Source organism: Ensifer adhaerens, assembly GCF_013283195.1.
GTDB classification, from domain to species: domain Bacteria; phylum Pseudomonadota; class Alphaproteobacteria; order Rhizobiales; family Rhizobiaceae; genus Ensifer; species Ensifer adhaerens_G.
The window spans coordinates 714,204-730,159 of sequence record NZ_JABEKT010000001.1; the positions used below are offsets into that span (position 1 = coordinate 714,204).

A 15,956-nucleotide genomic window follows, 5' to 3' on the forward strand; every position below is an offset into this window, starting at 1 on the left:
AGCGCTTTGCGCCCAAACGGGGGTATTGTCAACACCTCCAGAGCCGTGCGTCTTTTCAGGCGCGGAACGGACGCTGCGGCACGTTGAATCGCCGCATCTTTTTGGCCTTGGGTCGAAGACGATTTAAGCGAACATGCAGTCGGTCCAACGCTGCCTTCTCAGTCGCCGTCGGCAAAGGAGAAGCCGGCGCCAAGGCCGATGGCGCCGCCGAAATCCCTGTTCAGCCGGCCGAGCAGATCGGCGGTGTTGAGGGTCAGAAAATCGAGCTTGGCGCGGCTCTTGTCGTCGGCAATCGCATCAGCGATCGGACCGTCGATGGTCTGCGAGATGCCGATCACCGACTTGAAGACGAAGTCCGCCGACCCGGCGACAGAACGACTGTCCTCGGGCAGCAGGCTTTCCATGTCGGCCACGTCGAACAGGGTCTTGAGGCCGGCGAAGTTGGCGGCGATCGAGGGCATGGTGTTTTGCGACCGCCAGTAGATCGCCGACTTCGGATGACCCTTGTCCGGCGCGCCGTCGACCGTTCCGGCATAAAACGGCTTCAGCCGCTGGTCTTTCACCATCTCTACGCCGTGCACGAAAATGCCGAGCAGCTCGGTTGCCGCTTCCTTGCTGTCGCGAAACTCAGGGTTTCCTGGGCCGGGCTTCTTCCAGGCCGCCTGGATGCCGTCGGGCTTTTGCCATTCCGCCAGGAACTCGTTGGCAATCATGTTGAGGTTCTGCGCGATCGCCACGCCGTAACGGCAGCGGAAGTCGCCTTCCTTGCTTGCCAAGACCTCGGAGCCGTTGCCGTAGAGCACATATTCCAGTGCGCCCAGCCCTTGCGCCGCGACGCTCTTGCCCTTGAGCGATGCAACGTCGGTCGCCGTCTCGTCCTTCTTGGCAAGAATGGCCTGAACCTGCTTCAGGCCCGTACTCTTGCGGTCGGGGTAGAACAGAAAGCGCTCGAAACGGTTCTGCTCGAGTGCCGGGCCAAGGCGGATGATTTCGACCGTGGACCAGGCCTCTACCAGTTCGGAAAATGCGGCTTTCGCATTCTCCCTCGACGCCATCGACGGCGTTTCACAAAGGGCTGCCGATGCCTTCGTCAGCGCCGCGGTCTTGTCCGACAGGTTGCGGTAGCCGGGAATGATGAAGTCGTCGACCGCCTTCGCCATCACGGCCGGCACGGCAGCCTCGTTGACGACGCGCGGCGACAGCGCACTTCCTTCCTGCGCCATGGCGGGCAGGGATAGGGCGGTCAGCGCAAGGCCGAAGGCAAGCGAGGGCATGGGGGACATCAAAGGGACTCCAGGAATGCGATGAGGTCACGGCGGTCGCGCGTGGGTAGGCGGGCGAAGGCGTCGCGGGCAGCCTGCCCTTCGCCGCCGTGCCAGAGGATGGCTTCCGTAAAATTACGGGCGCGCCCGTCGTGAAGCAGATAAGTATGACTGCTGACAGTTTTCGTCAGGCCGACGCCCCAGAGCGGCGGCGTGCGCCACTCGCTGCCGCTTGCGCTGCCCACGGCCTGGCCATCGGCAAGGCCTTCGCCCATGTCGTGCAACAGGAAATCGGAATAGGGCCAGATCAGTTGAAACGCCTGGGCCTTGTGACCGGCATCTCGGCGCGTCACGAATTTCGGCGTATGGCAGGCGGTGCAGCCGATGTCGTAGAAAACCTGCTTGCCGCGCAAAGTCTTGGGAAAGCTCGCCTGGCGGCGAGCAGGAACGGCGAGGTTGGCGGTGTAGAAAGTCACGAGACCAAGCACCGGATCAGGCGCCTCGACCGTGCCAAGGCGTGCTTGCACGCCAGTGGGCATGGCAAGGCAGGCGGTCTGCGCCTGGGTGCAGTCACCGTGGCTACGGTCGGCGTCCGGCGTCGACAGGCCGATGTCGGACGCGAAGGCATCCGCTGTCTGCTGCCGTATCGTCGGGTTTTGCGCCTTCCAGCCGAAACGGCCGAGCATGATGTTGCCGGTGTCGCCGTCGCGGGCAAGCGCCGCACGTCCGCTGATGCCGTCGCCGTCACGATCGTCGGGATCGGCGCCCGCCAGGATGTCGGCCTCGTGAATGGCTTCGATCAGCCCGAGACCGATCATCTGTGGTGCCACGCGAGGAGAGAGCGTCGTTGTCGGGTCGAGATCGCCATAACCGAGCTCAGTCACCGTGTAGGTTGGCTTGCGCAGGAAGACGAGTTCGCCGTCGGCCAATGTCACCGGCAGCTCCGAGTAGGTCATTTTCATCTGACCTTCCGCAGCAAGCCCCGGAACCGCGCTATCCTGCAGCTGGCCACCATAGACGGGATCGGGAAAGTTCGGCAGATCGTAGTTGGCCACCATCTCGCGCTCGCGCTCATTGCTTGGCGCGCGCGCCAGACGGTAGAGCATCGATGTGCCGTCAGGCGAGCCCTCCGGCGGACGGCCACGCCCATCGCGCGGATGACAGCTTTCACAGGCCCGGGCGTTGTAGAGCGGCCCCAATCCATCCGACGCCTGGGTCGAGGAGGGCGATGACACCCAGAGTTTCTCGAAGAGCGCATCGCCGAGCTTGAAGGCTTCCTCGTCCGAGAAGGGAAGATTGGCGGAAAACAGCGTGAAGCTGTCCTGGTCGACGGGGGCGATCGAGGTGCCGGCGCCACCGGACATTGCTTCGTATCGTTCGGCTTTGGAGAAGTCGGTCGTTGGCCGGACGATGGTTTCGACACGGCTGCGGTCGGATTCGGAAAGGTCGTCGCGCGTCCGTGGCAGGTTGGAGGCGTCGTCGGACGCTGCAACGGATGTTGCAAGCAGGCAGAGCAGCGCTGCGAGCTGTCGCGACAGGAATTGGACAGTCCGTGCATTCATCGACTGAGGATCGGGCCGCGTTGTTGCGACGCGGCCCGCCTTTTCAACTCATTGGAACACAGCGTTAGGATTATCCAAGCTGTCGGAACCTTCAAGCTCAATTGTTCCAAGATCGAGCGAAGCGATGACGCGCTGCACAGTCTTGGCCTGGGCGATGAGACCGTCGATCGCAGCCTGGACGGTGGCATTACCCTCGGTATTGCCTTCGCCGATCATCTGGTCGTAGGCCTCGACGGTTTCGGCGCGCTTGGCCATCGCCTGCATCTTCTCGACGGTGTTGGCCAGATCCTTGGTCATTTCCTTGTCGAGAGCCGCATCCTTGGCGGCAACCAGTTCGGAAAGCGAGGCGCCGGTCAGCTTGGTGCCGTCGACGCGGGTATAGTCGCCGGTATAGGCCGACTGTATGCCGATCGCGTCATGCAGGTGCGAGTTGTGGGTGTTGTCGGAGAAGCAGTCGTGCTCTTCTTCCGGATCGTGCAAGAGCAGGCCGAGCTTCATGCGTTCACCGGCAAGCTCGCCATAGGAGAGCGATCCCATGCCGGTCAGGATGGCGGTAAGCCCAGCCTTCGGGTCGGCTTCGACGGCCTTGGTCGCAGCTCCATCCGGCGTCCAGTTGGCGACCATTTCCTTGAGGTCGGCGACGAGCAGCTCGGAGGCGGCCTTCAGATAGGCGGCACGGCGATCGCAATTGCCGCCGGTGCAGGCCTTGGTGTCGTAATCGGTGTAGGGGCGGTTGCCGGCGCCAGCCTTGGTGCCGTTCGTGTCCTGACCCCAGAGCAGGAATTCGATCGCATGATAGCCCGTGGCGACGTTCGCCTCGATGCCGCCGGCTTCCTGGAGGGTGCCTGCCAGCAATTCCGGCGTGATGTTGGTGGCATCGACGTCCTTGCCATCGATCTTGATCGTCTTGTTGGCGATCACGTTGGCGGTGAACAGGCCGTTCTCGTCGCTTTCGCTGCCGTAGCTCGGATCGACGTAGTCGATCAGGCCTTCGTCCAGCGGCCAGGCGTTGACCTTGCCTTCCCACTCGTCAACGATGGCGTTGCCGAAGCGGTAGACTTCCGTTTCCTGGTAGGGGTTGCGGGCCTTGAGCCAGGCTTCGCGCGCCGCCTTCAGCGTCGCTTCGCTCGGGGTCGCGATCAGCGCGTCGATCGCCTTGTCGAGCGCCTCAGCCGTGATCAGCGCATCTTCGAACTTGGCATGCGCAACGACGGTGTAGTGCTTGACGACGGCGGCGGCATCGGTGGCGGCCTGTGCCGGCTGCAGGGCCAGCGTCGACGTTGCCGTCATGAGCGCCAGCGCCGCGGCGCGGATGAAATTCTTGGTCATGACCCTCTCCTGTTCTTTTCCCGGCGGGACCGGAACGGACACCGCGGGACGGCGTCATCGCTCGGCAAGGGTCGTCAGAAATCCCCCGCCGACCCGCCGGAGCCCGATTGTCATGAACCAAAAGTAAACTGGTGTCAAAGTGTATAGTTTAGAACGTTTTCAATCTGATGTGCGTGTTTTGACTGTTGTCAAAAGTCATCAACCCTTGCGCTGCATCAGGCAGAAGAAGAAGCCGTCGGTGCCGGTCGAGGCCGGCGTCAGCGTCACCGTCTTCATGTCGGCAGACCACGGCTGCGGCTTGTCAGTGCCGAAAAGCCCGGCCCAGATGTCGGCGGCCGACAGGATCTCGAATTCCGGATTGTCCTCGCAGAAACCGTAGACCTGCGCCTCGTTCTCTTCGGGAAGGACCGAGCAGGTGACGTAGATCAGGTGTCCGCCTGGCCGCACGAACTGCGCCGCACTTGCCAGCGCCTCTTCCTGCTGGGCGATGCGCTCTTCGAGGTTCTTCTGGTTGAGCCGCCACTTGGTGTCGGGGCGACGGCGCCAGGTGCCGGTGCCGGTGCAGGGCGCATCGACGAGAACCCGGTCGAAGCGGCCGGCAAGCGGCGCCAGGCTCTCGGTGGATTCGTGCACCTGAACATTGCGCGTTCCCGCACGCTTCAGCCGTTCGATGATCGGCGCGAGACGCTTGCGGTCGGTGTCGTAGGCGTGCACCTGGCCCTTGTTGTTCATGGCTGCCGACATGGCGAGCGTCTTGCCGCCGCCGCCGGCGCAATAGTCGAGCACCTGTTCGCCTTCCTGTGGGAAGGCAAGGTCGGCAACGATCTGCGATCCCTCGTCCTGGACTTCGAACCAGCCCTTCTGGAAGGAAAGCTCGGCGGTGACGTTTGGCAGGCGCGAGGCGCCTTCGCCGGCAGGAATGCGGATGCCGTTGCGCGCGATCGTCGCGGCTTCAGCGCCGCTGCGTTCCAGCGCCTTCAGTACCTTGGCGCGCGTCGCCTTCAGCGTATTGGCGCGCAGGTCGAGCGTCGGGCGGCCGGCAAGCGCCTTGGCTTCGTCGAGCCAGTCGTCGGAAAAATTTTCCTCGAAGGAGGCCTGCACCCATTCGGGAATGTCGCCCTGGATGTGAGGCGCAGCGTCCTCGAGACGACGGGTGGCGAAAGCCTGCGCCATGTCGGCAGACGGCATCTCGGGCGCGAACTTGTCGCCGTCGAGTTCGGCGGCCAGCTTCTCGGGCGAAAAGCCCCATTGGCGATACATCACCGCATGGCCGAGAGCCGCAGCGCTGTCGCTGTCCATCAGATAGGCGTGGGAGAGCTTCATACGAAGCGCGTCATAGACGATGTTGCCGATCGCAGATCGATCGCCGGAGCCGGCGAACCGATGGGAAAGGCCCCAGTCCTTGAGTGCGTCGGCGACCGGGCGCTTCCGCTTTTCGATATCCTCAAGAACCTCAATGGCTCCAGCGAGCCTGCCGCCCAATCGCATCTTCGATCTACTCCTTTTTCGCCGTGGTAGCGGCGATGGCATCGAAGAGCAAGACGCTGGCCGGGATTAATATCAGTGCTGGTTGTTATAAGCGCGGGGAACAGTACTTATCAAAGCAGAACCGCCCGGATCGGATGTCGGACGGAAGTATTCCGTGATCAGGAATTGACGACGCGGTAACAGATGCTGGCGTGGCCGGAGCTGATCATGCCGATCTGCGAGGCGGCTGCCTTGGAAAGATCGATCACACGGCCACGGATGAACGGCCCACGATCGTTGATGCGAACGATGACACTCTTGCCGTTGCGCTTGTTGGTGACCTGCACCTTGGTGCCGAATTTCAGACTGCGATGGGCGGCGGTGAGGCGGGCGGCGTTCATGCGTTCGCCGGAAGCCGTCTTGGAGGTCAGCGCATACCATGAGGCGCCACCGCAGCCGGCGCCTGCTGCCTGGCTGTCGGAAACGGAAACGAGGCCGATCCCGGCGGTGAACAGCGCTGCCGCGGCAACAGTCTTGATTTTCGCTGGCGTCAAACTGGCGACCCTTGGTTAGAGCCCTTGGGCAGAGGCTCTTGGTTAATTCTTTCAAGGATCGGTAATTGGGGCGAAAAATGGCGAAAACGTGCTTCAACCATTTACGTTCTATTAGGATTTATTGAAAAAGGACGAAAATTAAAAATCGAAGATTGTTTGAAATAGTTTAAATGATGCCCGGAAGTTCTTTGGAATCAGCGGTTGAACATCATTGCCGGCACGCACGTGCGCCGAGATCTCGGCCTCGCGATAAAAATCATTAAAAATTTCGATTTGAACGATTCGCCGGGAATCCGAATGGTTCAAAACGCGCTACTATCGCTCAGGTTGTGCATAATTCACAAAGTATAGAATGAATATCTCACGGGGGTCACAATTGAGCCCGCCGTGAGATTGCCATTACTAAGTTCGTGCAATCGGCAATGTTCCATTGCGAAAGGGATATGTTGACCCTTTCGCGCAGCAATTGTTCACTGGCCGCGCCAGCTGTCCGTCTGCCACATTTGCGCAAGCGAGACGCGATAGTCGGGGTAGGCGAATTCGAAGCCGGTTTCCCGCATGCGTGCATTCGAGACGCGCTTGTTCTCGCCATAGAAGGAGCGCGCCATCGGCGAAAGCTCGGCGGTTTCGAACGGCATCTCCGGCGGCGGCTCGACCCCCATCAGCCGCGCTGCCTCGGCAACGATGTCCTGCGGCGGCGCCGGTTCGTTGTCGGTGATGTTGAAGATCCCGCCCTGAAGCCTCTGCGAGAGGTAGGATGTGGCAGCGCCGATATCTTCCACGCGAATGCGATTGAACACCTGGCCGGGCTTGATCAGCCGGCGGGCCGTGCCATTGGCAAGATTGCAGAAGGCATTGCGGCCCGGGCCGTATATGCCGGAAAGCCTGAGCACCGCGACGGGGATCGCGTGGCTGGCGCCAAAGGCGAGCCAGGCTTCTTCCGCCTCGACCCGCTCAACGGAGCGCGCCGAGACAGGCTTCGACAGCATGTCTTCCGTCACCCACGCGCCGCCATGGTCGCCATAGACGCCGACCGTGGAGAGATAGCCGATCCACTGAAGGGCAGGGGCAAGCGTGGCGAGGTCTTGGCTGCCGGCGCGGAACATCGGATCGCCGTCGCGGCCGGGCGCGATCGACTGGATCAGATGGGTCGTCTGCCGCAAGGCGGCTGCCAGTTCGTCTGAGACCGTGTCGCCGTCAAAGACGATCGGGCGGATGCCAGCCTTTTCCAGCTTCGCGGCCTTTTCCGCGCTGCGGGTCGTACCAGTGACGCTGGCGGCCTTGCCGGCCAATGCGCGGGCGATCGCCATGCCGGAATAGCCGGCACCAAGAACTAGGACATGCATCGGCTCACTCCTGCCATTTGCCATTCGGACAACACTTCCTCGTCGCTCTCCGCGCCGCACTGCCTCTCATGGGCAGCAAGCGCGCCAGGTGATATTAACCGTGACAGAGCCCATACCGCCATTGCCCGCACCACCGGCGAGGTATCGCCGGTCAGCGTCTTGCAGGCTTCCACCAGGCTCTCATCGCCGGAATTGCCCGCTGCGATCAAGACATTTCTGACGAAGCGGTCGCGACCAATGCGCTTGACCGGCGAGCCGGAGAAGAAGGTTCTGAACGTCGGGTCGTCGAGGGTCAGGAGAAAGTCGAGCGACGGCGCCTTCAGGTCGTCTCGCGCCTTCAGTTTCATCTCGGATGCCGTTCGCGCGAACTTGTTCCAGGGGCAGGCGGCGAGACAGTCGTCGCAGCCATAGATGCGATTGCCGATCAGCGGACGCAGCGCCGGATCGATCGGTCCCTTGTGCTCGATCGTCAGGTAGGAAATGCAGCGGCGCGCGTCGATCCGATAGGGGGCCGGGAAGGCGGCGGTGGGGCAGGCATCGACACAGGCGCGACAGGAGCCGCAATGGTCGCGCTCGGCCGTATCGAAGGCAAGGTCCGCCGTGGTGAACAGGCTGCCGAGAAACAGCCAGGAGCCGAATTCGCGGCTGACGAGATTGGTGTGCTTGCCCTGCCAGCCGAGGCCGGCCTTCTCGGCAAGCGGCTTTTCCATGACAGGTGCCGTATCGACGAACACCTTCACGTCCTCGCCGGCGCGCGCGGCAAAACGCGTCGCGACCTCCTTCAGCCGGCCCTTCATGATGTCGTGATAGTCGCGGTTCTGGGCATAGACCGAGATCGCGCCGCGATCCGGCTGGTCGAGGATGCCGCGCGGGTCTTCCTCGGGGCCGTAATTCATGCCGAACATCACGACCGAGCGCACGTCGCTCCAAAGGGTTCGCGGGTCGGAGCGGCGCTCCGCCGTTTCGGCGAGCCACTCCATCGTCCCGTGAAAACCCTCGTCGAGGAAATCGGCAAGCCGCGCCGGCGCCTCCGGTATGGCATCGGGCCGGGTGATGCGACAGACGTCAAAACCCTTGTCGGCAGCCTCGGCCTTCAGGAACTCCGTCAGCTTCTGCCGCCGTCGCTCCTGGTTTTCAGCCTTGGCAGCACTGCCGGGCACGGCATTATCCTCAGAAGTCGAGATCCGCATAGTGCGGAACCGGGGTGACGCCGCGCACGCGCTCGGACAGGAGGGGGCGGAACGAGGGGCGGGACTTCAGCCGCTGGTACCATTCCTTGGCGGTGGGCGCGTCCGACCAGTCGATCTCGCCGAGATAGTCGAGCACCGAAACGGTCGCCGCGGCGGCAAGATCGGCATAGGAAATCCGGTCGCCGGCAAGCCACGGGCGCGAGCCGGCGAGCCACGACAGGTATTTCATGTGCTGGCGGATGTTGGCGCGCGAGGTGCGCAGCACCTTGCTATCCGGCGCGCCGCCGCCCTGATCCGGCGTCATCTGCAGCTTGTAGATCCGTTCGCGCACCAGCGGCCGCGTCACGTCGGCTTCCATCTTGTGCAGGAACCATTCGGCGAGCCTGCGGATTTCGGCGCGCTGGAACGGGTCCTCGGCCAGGAGCCTCCGATCTCGTTTCATGATGCCGTTCGTCTCGTCGAGATATTCCGAGATGATCGTGGCGCCACAGAGCGCCCTCATACTGTCGTCAACATAGACCGGTAACGTGCCCGCCGGGTTGAGCGTCAGAAAGTCCCGCCGGTTTTCCCACGGCTGTTCCTCGGTCAATTCCGTCTGGTAGCCGTATTCCGAAAGGATCAGGCGCACGAACCGCGAAGCGGATGACATGGGGTGATGGTACAGTGTCGGCATCGATGATCTGGCTTCTTATGGTCTTTTTTCAGGGGACGTCAGCGTGGCGGCGCATGCGTCTGGCCACGGCTCATCAGAAAAAGCTATAGGAACTTGTGGTGGCAAACACAAGCGAATCAGCCTTTTCCTCCCACTCCAAAACTTGTCAGGAAATTCTTATATATGGCGGATCAATCGATCATCAGCGCGCTCGTCCTCGGCCTCATCGAGGGGCTCACGGAGTTCATTCCGGTGTCTTCGACGGCGCATGTGCTCCTTGCCGGGCATTTCCTCGGCTTCCGGTCGCCGGGCAACACCTTCGCTGTTCTGATACAGCTCGGCGCCATCCTGGCGATCCTGCTCGTCTATTTCCAGAGGCTTCTGTCGATCGCGCTGGCGTTGCCGACGAGCGTCAAGGCCCGCCGTTTTGTCGTGTCGGTGCTGCTTGCCTTCCTGCCGGCGGCCGTCATCGGCGCGATTGCCCATGACTTCATCAAGACCGTGCTGTTCGAAACGCCCGTGCTGATCTGCCTCGTGCTCATCGTCGGCGGTTTCATCCTGCTGGCGATCGATCGCCTGCCGCTGACGCCGCGCTACACCGATGTCATGGACTACCCGCCATCCTTGGCACTCAAGATCGGCCTGTTCCAGTGCCTGGCAATGATTCCCGGGACGTCGCGCTCGGGCGCGACCATCGCCGGTGCGCTGCTGATGGGCACGGACAAGCGGTCGGCGGCGGAATTTTCGTTCTTCCTGGCCATGCCGACCATGCTCGGCGCCTTTACGCTCGATCTCTACAAAAACCGTGATGCGCTTTCGTTCGACGATTTCACCGTCATCGCGGTCGGTTTCATCGCGGCGTTCGTTGCCGGCATCTTCGTCGTGCGCTCGCTGCTCGACTTCGTCTCGCGCCGCGGTTTCACGCCGTTTGCCATCTGGCGCATCATCGTCGGCACGGCCGGCCTCATCGGCCTCTGGATGCTCGGCTGAGTCTTCCGCTTTGCGCGTCTGCTGAGGCGCGCAAAGCCCTGCATGATGCCTTGGATCGGCCTCGACTTCATGGGCCATGCTGCAGCCAAAACAAAACCGCGTGCGTTTCAGATGAAACGCACGCGGTCCCTGGCCCCCGCCAAAAACTTTAAAGTCTATCGCCCTGTGGGCGCCGGCTTACTTGCCGGAAAGGTCGATCGACGCCGTGGTGCACGGGTCGACGCCATAGGCCGGCGTGCATCCCTTGCGGCTGCTCGCGACCGTATTCGGCGCGATGAATGAGCCAGCCAGAATGATCAGTGCCGCACACGCAAAAAAGATTGCGATCGACTTGCCCATGGACGCTATGCCTTTCGAGAGTGATGCTGTTGCCGCCGAGACGTACCTTGCGATCGGGGCGCGGGGCGGTTTTTATGCGTTGGATATGTCTTGATCAATATCAGGACATGTTGAATCTGCGGTAAATGCCATTCGCTTTTGTGAGTGCGGCAGAACTGCAACGCTGTTGCCCTGATGCCACAACGAAAAACGCCGCCGGCAGGGCCGACGGCGTTTGAAAATGCCTAACGAGGCTGGTCGATCAGGCGGCGCGGCCGCTGCGCGTGTACTGGCCCTGCGGGCGATAGCGCACGAGATAGGTCGACAGGATCGATTCCAGCATCGTCGGCGTAATGCCGATGCCACGAAGTGTGCGGCCTTCGGATTCGGCCTTGGCCGAGACGATATTGTCGGATTTCAGCAACACCACCTGGTCGGGTGTGATCGGCGGCGTGATGAAGGGGATCATCGACGCGACGCTGCCCATCAGCGAGGCGATGCCGAAGGGCACCGAGACCAGCGGGCGCTTGCGGTCGATCGTCTGCAGCATGATCTCGAGACATTCGCGGAAGGTGAGAACGTCAGGTCCGCCGAGTTCGTAGGTCGCGCCAGCCGACAGCGTGCCGTCGACGGAGCGGGCAACCGTTTCGGCGACGTCGGTGACATAGACAGGCTGGAACTTGGTGTTGCCACCGCCGATCAGCGGCAGGGCCGGTGCGAACCGAGCCATCTGGGCAAACTTGTTGAAGAAGCCGTCTTCCGGTCCGAAGACGATCGACGGGCGCAGGATGATGGCATCCGGCAGCGTTTCGCGGATGGCGGCTTCGGCGCGGCCCTTGGTGCGGGCATAGCTCGATTCCGACTTGGCATCGGCGCCGATCGCCGAGATGTGCGTGAGCTTCGCGCCGACATTGCGGGCGGCTTCCGCAACCGCGCGAGCGCCGAAATCCTGCACGGCGTCGAAGGTGTTGCGGCCGCTCTCGAACAGCACGCCGACGCAGTTGATGACGTGATCGGAACCTTCGACAGCGCGGTCGACCGACTTGCGATAGCGCAGATTGGCCTGGACGAAGGAGATCTGTCCGACATTGCCGAGCGGCTGCAGGTGACCGGCAAGATCGGGACGGCGCACGGCGACCCGGATGCGATAGCCGCGCTTGGCAAGCGCGCGCACGACATGACGGCCGACGAACCCGGATCCGCCGAAAATCGTCACCAGCGGCGGAAGGTTGGACAAGGTCATGGGAAACGCACTCCTGATCTCATTTGGAAGAATTGTCTGCTACATAGCCCAACAGCCGCGAGAGGTGAAGGCCAATCCTCGCGGCGGCGGCGTTGCATCCGCTTGGCAGCGTTCGGCGCGTCAAACGCCCTCGACGACCACCATCTCGGCGTCGGCCACCTCTTGGCGGATCGCCGCGGCAATCTGGTACTCGGGCGAATTGTAACAGTCGACGGCGGCCTGCAGCGATGGAAACTCGATGACGACGTTTCGGGCGCGAACCCCACCTTCAAGGCGTTCGAACTGACCGCCGCGCGCCAGAAAATTGGCGCCGTATTTCTCAAAGGCAGGCTTTGCGGCCGCCACATAGTCCTTATAGCGTTCCGGGTCCCGCACATCGACCCGCGCGATCCAGTATCCCTTTGCCATGCTGAACTCCTCGTCTTCAGGCATCAAAAGCAGACGGGAGTGTTACTTCCGGCAAATTCCGATCAAGGTCAAGCGCAACGGTTGCAGTGGTCGACGATGCATGACGTTGATCGTCGACCTGTTGCAAGAGGGTGCCATGATCAGCGCGAAAGCGCGCCTGTCATTTCGTCGAGAATGCCGCGGGCGGCGGCGAGCGGGTCTGCTGCTGCGACGATTGGGCGCGCAACCACCAGGTGGCTCGATCCGGCCTTCAGGGCATCTGCCGGCGTCATGACGCGTTTCTGGTCGCCCTTGTCGCTGCCGGCCGGACGAATGCCCGGGGTCACCAGCGCCATGTCGGGGCCGATGATCTTGCGAACGGCGGAGGATTCCTCGGCCGAGCAGACGATGCCGCCCATGCCGGCGATGCGCGCCTGTTCGGCCCGGCGCAGGACCAGCGTGTGCGGGTCGTATTCGTAGCCCGCATCGATCACGTCCTGCTCGTCCATCGAGGTGAGCACCGTAACGCCAAGCAGACAGAGGTCCGATCCCCTGGCCGCTTCGACGGCCGCCTTCATCGCCTTGGGATAGGCGTGCAGAGTGAGCATCGACATGCCCATCTTGGCGATGTTCTCGACGCCCTTGGCCACCGTGTTGTCGATGTCGAGCAGCTTCATGTCGAGGAAGACCTTCTTGCCGCCTGCGGCCAGATCGCGGGCGAACTCGAGGCCGCCGGCAAACACCAGCTGGTAGCCGATCTTGTAGAAGGCCACGTCGTCACCGAGCGTGGTGACGATCTTTTCGGCCTCTGCGATTGTCGGAAGATCCAGGCCGACGATCAGTCGGTCGCGTGCGGTCTCGGTCATGTCGCGGTCACCCCTGCCAGAATTCCATCGGGGTCCAGTCGCATGCGAGGGCACGATCCGCAAGGCGGAATGCGAAGAGATTGCCGCCGCCGCCGCCCTTCTGGTCGGCGCTCCGGCTGATGGCGGTAGCGCCCAGCTTGCACTTCAACAGCGTCCCGACGCCGCCATGGCCGACGAAAGCGATGGGAATGCCCGGATCGTGTTCATCAAGGATGCGGAAGACGGCAGCCGAGATGCGGGCCTGCGCGTCGATGGCGCGTTCCCAGCCGTTAAAGCTTTCGCTGGGGTTGGCAAAGAACCAGTCTGCCGCCTTCTCGAATTCGGGAGGCGGCAGGAAGCCGGTGGCCGAGCGATCGTTCTCGCCCATCGTCTCGTCGATTTCGACGGCGATGCCGGCAGCGCCGGCCAAAAGGTTCGCCGTCTCGATCGCCTTGGTCTCGTCGCTCGACACGATCCGTCCGAGCGACCGAACCCAGGGCTGCCGCGTCGTTACCTCCGCTCGGGCGCGTCCGATCTCCGACAGTCCCCATTTCGGCACGGGCGCTGCCGGATCGATCTGCACCTGCGGGTGCGTGATGTAGAGGCCGAACAAGGTCGTGCTCCGTCAGTGCGCCTTGCGATAGACCCAGAGCTGCGCCGGCGGAATGTTGCGCACGACGAAGTCGAGATGCTGGATGCTGTAGCGATCGGGCATGGCAACGACCGGCGATAGCGGACCGTAGGAAATCTGCACGACCGGACGACCGACCGGGATGCGCGACAGAAGATCCTCGATCAGCTCGACGCGACGGTACATCGGGAAATTGAGCAGCGGCACGGCGGAGATGACGCTGTCGAAGGTTCGGTCCTTCATCGCCCCAAGCGTCTGCTTCAGATCGAACGCGTCGCCGTTGATGAAGTTGACGTTGGCGTAGTTCGCCTTCAGCTGCTGGTAGAAGTCGGTGGAGTACTCGACGGAAACCAGATCTTCGGGTGCGATGCCGCGCTCCAGGATCGCTTTGGTGATGACGCCGGTGCCGGGCCCAAGTTCAAGAACCGGCAGTCCGGAATGGGGATTGATGACGCTCGCCATGCGGCGTGCCGTGACGGAAGACGTCGGCAGGATGGCCCCGACCGCCTTCGCATTGCTCATCCACCCCTTGAAGAAACGGATCTCCTCGTCGAATTTCCGGCCAAGCCGTTCCTTCACCTTCACGCGCAAATTCATTGAACCCCTCAAAACCGTCGTCCTCTCATACGGATCGTCCGGTCTCGCTGATTCGAGCGGGGCACGGACATTGCGAATATAATGTGATCCCATCTGCGGCAAAAACAAGTCTGTCTACGCCTGAAAGCGTCGTCTTATCAACAACGCACGAATATCCACGCCAACAAAAAACCCGCCACGCGGGGCGTGACGGGTCGCTGTCTTCATCGCGGCACGGGCGACTAAACCCGCATTGGCATCAATACGTAAAGCGCATCTTCGGCCGCCAGATCGCGCACCAGCGTCGGCGAGCCCGGGTCTGCGAGCATGAAGATGGCGTCGGTTCCGGTCAGCTGCGAGGTGATGTCGAGCAGGTACTTGGCGTTGAAGCCGATTTCGAGCGGATCGTGCTCGTAGCCCACAGGCAGCTCTTCGGTCGCACTGCCCGAATCCGGGTTGTTGACCGTCAGTGTCATCTGGCCGTCTGTCAGCGCCAGCTTCACGGCGCGTCCGCGCTCGGAGGAAATCGTCGAAACGCGGTCGACGGCCTGGGCGAAGGACTGGCAGTCGACACGCAGTTCCTTGTCGTTGTTGGCGGGGATGACGCGCTGGTAATCCGGGAAAGTGCCGTCGATCAGCTTCGAAGTCATCACGATCGAGCCGATCGTCAGGCGGATCTTTGCGTCCGAGACTTCGACCGTCACGACGATATCGGGATTGTCGAGCAGCTTCTGCAGCTCGCTGACGGTCTTGCGCGGAATGATGATGCCGGGCATGCCCTCGGAGCCGGACGGCGCCTCGACGTCGGCGCGCGCAAGGCGGTGACCGTCTGTCGCCACGGCGCGCAGCTTCAGGTCGCCCTTGCTCTCGACCGTGTGCACGAAGATGCCGTTGAGATAGTAGCGGGTTTCCTCGGTCGAGATCGCGAACTGCGTCCGGTCGATCAGCATCTTCAGGTCTGTCGCCTTGAGGCGGAAGGTATGGGAGAAGCTGCCGGCCGTCAGGTCGGGGAAGTCGGATTGCGGCAGGCACTGCAGCGAGAATTTCGACCGGCCGGACTGGACCGTCATCGCCGTGCCCTCGGCGTTGGTCGCCAGCAGGACTTCCGAGCCATCGGGCAGCTTGCGCACGATATCGTAGAGCAGATGCGCGGGAACGGTGGTGGCGCCGGCCTGTTCGACCTGCGCCGGTGTCGCCTCGGTGATCTCGAGGTCGAGGTCGGTCGCCTTCATTTCGAGGCTGGCACCGTCGGAGCGCAACAGGACGTTCGAGAGGATCGGGATCGTATTTCGCCGTTCGACCACGCGGTGAACGTGGTTCAGCGACTTCAGAAGATTGGACCGCTCGAGAGTAATGCGCATGGGATGCTACCGCTTTCAACCGTTGCTCGGCGGGCGAGGCTCCCGCCGCAGCGTCAACTGCGAGTGTCCCGGCCGACCGACCGGAAGGATGTGGACCGGCAAAATGGCAGAAACATCGCCTGAAAAGCAAGGGGTTTGACGGGCGCTGTCCCCAGATGACGCGCGCGCCGGGTGCTTGCCGCCCTTGCCCTGCCATGTCGGCTCACTCATAAAGGCTAAAACCGGTCAGCCGGCACAGTCATC

The 15,956-nt window shown here is 62.5% G+C and carries 16 protein-coding genes; 1 reads left to right on the forward strand and 15 read right to left on the reverse strand.

All coding sequences use genetic code 11. The features are described 5' to 3' along the window. Positions 1 to 158: 158 nt before the first annotated feature. The 8 genes from LPJGGPFB_RS03350 to LPJGGPFB_RS03385 all read right to left on the reverse strand — a co-directional run bounded on the left by LPJGGPFB_RS03350 (position 159) and on the right by LPJGGPFB_RS03385 (position 9,383). Positions 159 to 1,283, reverse strand: a complete 1,125-nt coding sequence (locus LPJGGPFB_RS03350; protein WP_173418731.1) for an imelysin family protein — start codon at positions 1,281 to 1,283, stop codon at positions 159 to 161. Beyond that, the gene (locus tag LPJGGPFB_RS03355; RefSeq protein ID WP_173418732.1) at positions 1,283 to 2,824 is read right to left on the reverse strand and encodes a di-heme oxidoreductase family protein; all 1,542 of its coding nucleotides are present in this window, start codon (positions 2,822 to 2,824) and stop codon (positions 1,283 to 1,285) included. The genes LPJGGPFB_RS03350 and LPJGGPFB_RS03355 overlap by 1 nt, the downstream gene beginning before the upstream one ends. Positions 2,825 to 2,872: 48 nt before the next feature. Continuing rightward, complete coding sequence (locus LPJGGPFB_RS03360; RefSeq protein WP_173418733.1) at positions 2,873 to 4,153, reverse strand: imelysin family protein; 1,281 nt, start codon at positions 4,151 to 4,153, stop codon at positions 2,873 to 2,875. 198 nt (positions 4,154 to 4,351) lie between these two features. Next, on the reverse strand, positions 4,352 to 5,641 hold the full coding sequence (locus LPJGGPFB_RS03365; RefSeq protein WP_173418734.1) for an RsmB/NOP family class I SAM-dependent RNA methyltransferase: 1,290 nt from the start codon (positions 5,639 to 5,641) through the stop codon (positions 4,352 to 4,354). A gap of 158 nt (positions 5,642 to 5,799) precedes the next feature. Continuing rightward, positions 5,800 to 6,174 (reverse strand): septal ring lytic transglycosylase RlpA family protein, encoded by a 375-nt coding sequence (locus tag LPJGGPFB_RS03370; protein WP_077503071.1) that lies wholly within the window; start codon positions 6,172 to 6,174, stop codon positions 5,800 to 5,802. A gap of 470 nt (positions 6,175 to 6,644) precedes the next feature. Next, a complete protein-coding gene (locus tag LPJGGPFB_RS03375) occupies positions 6,645 to 7,520 on the reverse strand; it encodes an SDR family oxidoreductase (RefSeq protein ID WP_173418735.1) in 876 nt (291 codons plus the stop codon). Then, complete coding sequence (gene queG / locus LPJGGPFB_RS03380) at positions 7,508 to 8,680, reverse strand: tRNA epoxyqueuosine(34) reductase QueG (RefSeq protein WP_345790956.1); 1,173 nt, start codon at positions 8,678 to 8,680, stop codon at positions 7,508 to 7,510. The genes LPJGGPFB_RS03375 and queG overlap by 13 nt, the downstream gene beginning before the upstream one ends. Before the next feature lie 10 nt (positions 8,681 to 8,690). Further along, positions 8,691 to 9,383 carry a glutathione S-transferase family protein gene (locus LPJGGPFB_RS03385; RefSeq protein ID WP_173418737.1) on the reverse strand — a complete coding sequence of 231 codons (693 nt, stop codon included), beginning with the start codon at positions 9,381 to 9,383 and terminating at the stop codon, positions 8,691 to 8,693. Positions 9,384 to 9,545: 162 nt separating this feature from the next. On the opposite strand from LPJGGPFB_RS03385, the gene LPJGGPFB_RS03390 reads away from it, so the two are divergent. Next, a complete protein-coding gene (locus LPJGGPFB_RS03390) occupies positions 9,546 to 10,352 on the forward strand; it encodes an undecaprenyl-diphosphate phosphatase (RefSeq protein WP_173418738.1) in 807 nt (268 codons plus the stop codon). A 177-nt stretch (positions 10,353 to 10,529) separates the two neighbouring features. On the opposite strand, the gene LPJGGPFB_RS03395 is transcribed toward LPJGGPFB_RS03390, so the two are convergent. The 7 genes from LPJGGPFB_RS03395 to dnaN all read right to left on the reverse strand — a co-directional run bounded on the left by LPJGGPFB_RS03395 (position 10,530) and on the right by dnaN (position 15,713). Next, positions 10,530 to 10,691: a hypothetical protein gene (locus tag LPJGGPFB_RS03395; protein WP_173418739.1), complete on the reverse strand. Its 162-nt coding sequence runs from the start codon at positions 10,689 to 10,691 to the stop codon at positions 10,530 to 10,532. Between the two features lie 241 nt (positions 10,692 to 10,932). Continuing rightward, positions 10,933 to 11,913 carry a complex I NDUFA9 subunit family protein gene (locus LPJGGPFB_RS03400; RefSeq protein ID WP_173418740.1) on the reverse strand — a complete coding sequence of 327 codons (981 nt, stop codon included), beginning with the start codon at positions 11,911 to 11,913 and terminating at the stop codon, positions 10,933 to 10,935. 120 nt (positions 11,914 to 12,033) lie between these two features. Beyond that, positions 12,034 to 12,321, reverse strand: coding sequence for a DUF1330 domain-containing protein (locus LPJGGPFB_RS03405; RefSeq protein WP_173418741.1), 288 nt, complete (start codon positions 12,319 to 12,321; stop codon positions 12,034 to 12,036). A gap of 140 nt (positions 12,322 to 12,461) precedes the next feature. Further along, a complete protein-coding gene (gene pyrF / locus LPJGGPFB_RS03410) occupies positions 12,462 to 13,166 on the reverse strand; it encodes an orotidine-5'-phosphate decarboxylase (RefSeq protein ID WP_173418742.1) in 705 nt (234 codons plus the stop codon). 7 nt (positions 13,167 to 13,173) lie between these two features. Then, positions 13,174 to 13,758 (reverse strand): histidine phosphatase family protein, encoded by a 585-nt coding sequence (locus LPJGGPFB_RS03415; protein ID WP_173418743.1) that lies wholly within the window; start codon positions 13,756 to 13,758, stop codon positions 13,174 to 13,176. Positions 13,759 to 13,770: 12 nt separating this feature from the next. Continuing rightward, positions 13,771 to 14,373 (reverse strand): phospholipid N-methyltransferase PmtA, encoded by a 603-nt coding sequence (pmtA, locus tag LPJGGPFB_RS03420; RefSeq protein ID WP_173418744.1) that lies wholly within the window; start codon positions 14,371 to 14,373, stop codon positions 13,771 to 13,773. 221 nt (positions 14,374 to 14,594) lie between these two features. Further along, entirely contained in the window at positions 14,595 to 15,713 is a 1,119-nt protein-coding gene (gene dnaN / locus LPJGGPFB_RS03425; protein ID WP_173418745.1) for a DNA polymerase III subunit beta, read from the reverse strand. Positions 15,714 to 15,956 lie beyond the last annotated feature (243 nt).

Coding starts and splice junctions, on each gene's coding strand:
- LPJGGPFB_RS03365 (WP_173418734.1), bottom strand. CDS start 5,641: ATGCGATTGGGCGGCAGGCTCGCTGGAGCCATTGAGGTTCTTGAGGAT.
- LPJGGPFB_RS03350 (WP_173418731.1), bottom strand. CDS start 1,283: ATGTCCCCCATGCCCTCGCTTGCCTTCGGCCTTGCGCTGACCGCCCTA.
- LPJGGPFB_RS03355 (WP_173418732.1), bottom strand. CDS start 2,824: ATGAATGCACGGACTGTCCAATTCCTGTCGCGACAGCTCGCAGCGCTG.
- pyrF (WP_173418742.1), bottom strand. CDS start 13,166: ATGACCGAGACCGCACGCGACCGACTGATCGTCGGCCTGGATCTTCCG.
- LPJGGPFB_RS03390 (WP_173418738.1), top strand. CDS start 9,546: ATGGCGGATCAATCGATCATCAGCGCGCTCGTCCTCGGCCTCATCGAG.
- LPJGGPFB_RS03375 (WP_173418735.1), bottom strand. CDS start 7,520: ATGCATGTCCTAGTTCTTGGTGCCGGCTATTCCGGCATGGCGATCGCC.
- LPJGGPFB_RS03360 (WP_173418733.1), bottom strand. CDS start 4,153: ATGACCAAGAATTTCATCCGCGCCGCGGCGCTGGCGCTCATGACGGCA.
- LPJGGPFB_RS03405 (WP_173418741.1), bottom strand. CDS start 12,321: ATGGCAAAGGGATACTGGATCGCGCGGGTCGATGTGCGGGACCCGGAA.
- LPJGGPFB_RS03400 (WP_173418740.1), bottom strand. CDS start 11,913: ATGACCTTGTCCAACCTTCCGCCGCTGGTGACGATTTTCGGCGGATCC.
- LPJGGPFB_RS03395 (WP_173418739.1), bottom strand. CDS start 10,691: ATGGGCAAGTCGATCGCAATCTTTTTTGCGTGTGCGGCACTGATCATT.
- dnaN (WP_173418745.1), bottom strand. CDS start 15,713: ATGCGCATTACTCTCGAGCGGTCCAATCTTCTGAAGTCGCTGAACCAC.
- pmtA (WP_173418744.1), bottom strand. CDS start 14,373: ATGAATTTGCGCGTGAAGGTGAAGGAACGGCTTGGCCGGAAATTCGAC.
- LPJGGPFB_RS03385 (WP_173418737.1), bottom strand. CDS start 9,383: ATGCCGACACTGTACCATCACCCCATGTCATCCGCTTCGCGGTTCGTG.